Annotated in this window: 2 protein-coding genes; both read left to right on the top strand. The window is 64.0% G+C overall.

What is annotated here, in order from left to right:
* Positions 1–833, top strand: an 833-nt coding sequence (locus tag EN879_RS35930; RefSeq protein WP_164774833.1) for an acyltransferase, incomplete at its 5' end; no start/stop codon positions are given.
* Positions 834–929: 96 nt separating this feature from the next.
* The coding region (locus EN879_RS35925; protein WP_245493934.1) for a glycerophosphodiester phosphodiesterase family protein at positions 930–1380 on the top strand (451 nt) is incomplete at its 3' end.

The following is a 1380-nucleotide window of genomic DNA, read 5'->3' as shown; positions in this document are numbered from 1 at the left end:
GCACGGGGGCTGCCCCCTTCACCGGCGGCTTCGACCTCAACAGCCTGCTTGCCAATCTCCTTCTGCTGCAGGGTGTCGGCTTCGAGGATCAATTGACCTGGAATGCGCCGAGCTGGAGCATTTCGGCCGAGTTCTTCGCCTATCTCCTGTTTGCCGGCGTGGTCTTCGTCGCCGGCGTGCGCGCCTGGATATGGTTCGTCGCGGCCGCCGTCACCGCGCCGCTGTTCCTGCTCGGCTTCTCGACCCATCATATGGATGTGTCCTTCGATTTCGGCTTCATCCGTTGCCTGTACGGCTTCTCGCTCGGCGCCTTGCTGGCCTGGTTTCAGCATGATTCCATTGCAGGGGCGCGACAGGCTCTCGCCAGGGGCGGCCCGCGGATGGACTGGACCCTTGCCGAAATCGTCATGGTGGCCGTCATCGTGCTTTTCGTTTCGCTGGCGGGCGACAATGACTTCGGCATCGCGGCACCCCTGGTGTTCGCGCTGGCGCTGTTTCTGTTCGCCCATGAGGGTGGCTGGATCAGCGCCTTGCTCAGAGCCCCGTTCATGCTGACGCTCGGCGCGCTGTCCTATTCGATCTACATGGTCCACATCTTCGTCCAGGCGCGCCTGATCAACGTCGCGGGGCTCGTCGAGCGCAAGCTCGGCCTTGGCCTGATCGGCGACTTCATGCTGCGCGGCCAGCCTGCCACCGGCTTCGGTGCCGGCTGGACGGGGGCGGTGGCGATCGTCGTCATGCTCGCCGCTACCATTGCCGCCTCCTGGATCACCTGGCGTTTTGTCGAGATGCCGGCCATGGCGTGGTTCCGCAGGCTCTCGAAACGCATCTGACGCACCTGCTGCGAGTATTCCGCTAGCCGGCTTCGTTCACCCAGATGTCACGGGCGTCGCCTATCCGGGTGTCGATCCGGCAAGGAGCGATTCTCGATGCGGACCATCTGGCTGAGTTTTCTGCTTTACACGGCCGTGGCAGCCGCCTCTGGCCAGGCCTTGGCCGGCGAGACCCGCGCCAGACAGATCCTCGACCGCTTCGAGCATGCCAACCAATGGCGCGATCACGTCATGGTGGCTGCGCATCGCGCCGGCAGCATGCAGGCCGGCAAGACGCTCTACGCGGAAAATTCGATTGCCGCCGTGGAGGGCTCGATCGCCATGGGCGCCGAAATCGTCGAGGTCGACATCAGGCGCTCGAAGGACGGCGAGTTCGTCGTCATGCATGACAGCTGGCTCGACCGCACCACGACCTGCAAGGGCGAGGTGGTCATGTACACGCTGGCCGAACTGAAGACATGCCGGCTGGTGGTCGAGGGCGCCGACGTCGAGCTTGTTGTCGAGGTTGATGAGGATGCGGTTTCTGGTCGCCATCAGCATCTCGTGC

The sequence above is a fragment of the Mesorhizobium sp. M7A.F.Ca.AU.002.02.1.1 genome (genome assembly GCF_003998535.1).
GTDB lineage: Bacteria > Pseudomonadota > Alphaproteobacteria > Rhizobiales > Rhizobiaceae > Mesorhizobium > Mesorhizobium ciceri.
This window is presented reverse-complemented; position numbering and strand designations above follow the sequence as displayed.